Source organism: Tabrizicola sp. (genome assembly GCF_051645465.1).
Taxonomy (GTDB): Bacteria; Pseudomonadota; Alphaproteobacteria; order Rhodobacterales; family Rhodobacteraceae; genus Tabrizicola.
On sequence record NZ_JBOFBI010000413.1, the window covers coordinates 1 to 2,983 of the forward strand.

A 2,983-nucleotide genomic window follows, 5' to 3' on the forward strand; every position below is an offset into this window, starting at 1 on the left:
GGCTGATGCAGACCTTGATTGGCAGGGCCTTGGTTCCCATGCCGTCATCGTCAATGACGTCTTCGAAGTGGTAGTCCCCTTCCGGGATCGCGGTGAGTGCCTTTTGCATGCGCGAGCGCGTGCGGCGCAGCAACTCGTCAAGCGCGGATTCGGTGAAGTCCCGTCCGAAACGATCGCAAATATCGATCAATCGCGCTGCACCGAGCTTGGCCGCAGCAACCTGAGCATTATAGTCACCCTTGCGCTCGTCTGCCCCGCGGACATTGAGCAGAAGAATGTCGAAGACGTCTGAAACCAGTTCACCGCGGCGGAACAGGCGGATCAGCGGGATGCGTAGTCCTTCCTGATAGATTTCCGTTAGGCCGCCTGCCGAACCGCCAACGCTGGCGCCACCGATGTCGGCATGATGCGCGGTGCAGGCGCTGAACCCGAACAACTTGCCCTCATAGAATACCGGGGTGCTGATGCAGATATCTGGCAGATGGGTGCCAGCGGCAACATATGGGTCGTTGCCGACGAAAACGTCTCCTTCGTGGATGTCGTTGCCATATTTTTCAAGTAGGACACGAATCGTGCCGGCAATGCCGCCGACATGGATTGGAAGCGACTGCTGCGACTGGACAATCAGCCGCCCTTTCGCATCGAAGAGAGCGGTTGAGTGATCGGCCCGCTCCTTGATATTGTTGGAAAATGCGCTCTTGCGAAGCGCGACAAAGGTTTCATCGGCGACGGACCGCAGCGCGTTGGAGAGAATCTCCAGCGTGATAGGATCATGCACTACTTCAGTCATTGCTCTGCCCCAGGGTGATGATCATGTTGCCGAACCCGTCGATGCGAACCTCATCGCCAGGAAATACGATCGTTGTCGAATCCATCTGGTCTACAATAGCCGGTCCGTAGAAGACGGTCCCCGGTGCAAGATGGTCGCGATGGTAGATAGGAGTTCGTTCCGGCCCGGCTGTAGAGAACGTCACCTCGCGATGGCCGACCGGAGCCGCTACGGCACCGTCAACGAGTTCCGAAGCGCCTGGGCGTTGGACGCCGAGTGAAGCCTTGGCCATCGCAAGGAAATTGACCGCTTCCACCGGCGCGCTCTTGTCCGCGAAACCGTAGGCCCGTTCATGGGCTTCGAAGAAGCGTTCGAGGATGACGTCGGTCGATTTCAAGACCGGCTTGCCGTCGGAGCCTGCGGTGCCAACCTCGACGAGCAGTTCAAAGTTCTGACCGCGGAAGCGCAGATCGATTGAATATACGATCGACTGGCGCTCACTCACAGCCCTCTCGGCTTTGAACCAGATCTGAGCCTTCTTGGTCAACTGGTCGATCACAGCTTCGATCTCTTGGCGGTTTTCAGTTGAGAGCGCCATGATGCGACTGATCACGAAGCTCTCCTGGAGATCGGCGTCAGTGAGTCCCTGAGCGCAAAGAATGCCCGGTGAAGGCGGCACGAGCACGGTCGCCATACCCAGAGCAGCTGCTACTTCGCGGGCGTGTAGACCGCCAGCGCCGCCGAACGGCATGAGCGCGAACCTACGCGGATCATGACCCCGTTCGACGGACAGGCTGCGAATTGCGCGCACCATGTTGACCGTCATAATCTGAAGGATGCCGAGTGCGGTCTCTTCAAGCGACTTGTTCATCGGCTCTGCCACAGTGGCGATTGCCTGTTTAGCGAGTTCGAGGTCAAGCGTCATGCCGCCGTCGAGCAGCTTGGTCGAAAGTCGACCCAGCAGCAGATTGGCATCTGACACTGTCGGCAGAGTGCCGCCGCGGCGGTAGCAAGCTGGGCCAGGAACCGCGCCAGCACTCTGAGGGCCAACTTTGAACAGGCCGTCGGCAGCGAACCAGGCGATCGAACCGCCACCGGCGCCAACGGTCGTTACGTCGACCATCGGCAACTGGACAGGAAAGCCATCAACGTCGCGCCCGGCCGATAGCTCGACCCGGTAATCGCGGATGAGCGCCACGTCAGCGCTCGTCCCTCCTATATCGATAGTAATCACCTCCGGAGCCTTGGCCGACTTCGCGACCTCGATAGCACCCACTACACCTGCCGCAGGACCGGAAAGCGCCATGCGGACCGGAAACGCACGCGCGACATTCAGCGACATGAGGCCACCGCTCGACTGATTGATTCCCACCTGGGCCGCAGGGATGGTCTCGGAGAGATCGTTGATCAGTGTCTCGATGTAATGTTCGAGGCGCGGCTGTAGATAGGCGTTCACGACGGTCGTAGTGAACCGTTCGAACTCGCGGAATTCGGGCTGCACTTCGCTCGAAAGCGACACTGAAACGCCTGGGAGGGCAGCGCGGAGAGCGGCGCCTACCCGCTCTTCATGCGCAGGATTGACGTAAGCAAACAGGAAGCAAACCGCGACAGCCTGAAGTCCCTCCGCTCGGATCGTCTCGATCAGCGCCGCAAGCTCGTCTTCCGGGACGGAAGAAAGTACCTCGCCTGTAGACAGAAGGCGTTCGCCCAGTTCGTAGCGATGCTTGCGCGGGATCAATGGCGGCGGAGAATCGATCTCGTGGCTGTCAACTACCGGCCGAGTTTGGCGGCCAATCTCGATGACATCGCGCAGTCCTTTGGTCGTGATGAGTGCGCAGTCCGCCCCGCGTCGCTGGATCAGCGCGTTCGTCGCAACGGTGCTTCCGTGGCAGAGCCGATCCACCTCTGCGAGTGGAATGTCATGGGCCATGCACAGCTCCTTGAGGCCAGCAATGATCGCCTCGGCGGGGTTGGAGGGAGTGGACGGCCGCTTCCACTTGCGCGTGGCGCCGTCCACCTCCCGGAAGGCGAAGAAATCGGTAAAGGTCCCGCCGACGTCGACGCCGATGATCCAACTCACTAAGCCATCCTCCTTTTGTACGTATGGAATGGCTGTTGCCTATCCATTGCGTCGGCGTGAAGCGCGTGCCGCGGATGCGATTTCCGCGCGTCAAGCCATCCAACCTATCTGGTATATACCAATAATGCGTTAGT

2 protein-coding genes are annotated in these 2,983 nt (G+C 59.7%); both read right to left on the minus strand.

Going from position 1 to position 2,983, the window contains the following annotated elements:
• Positions 1-790 (minus strand): hydantoinase B/oxoprolinase family protein (locus ACRCSW_RS25110; RefSeq protein ID WP_438708384.1); only part of this gene is annotated, 790 nt, incomplete at its 3' end.
• Positions 783-2,849, minus strand: coding sequence for a hydantoinase/oxoprolinase family protein (locus tag ACRCSW_RS25115; RefSeq protein WP_438708385.1), 2,067 nt, complete (start codon positions 2,847-2,849; stop codon positions 783-785). The genes ACRCSW_RS25110 and ACRCSW_RS25115, both read right to left, overlap by 8 nt.
• Positions 2,850-2,983 lie beyond the last annotated feature (134 nt).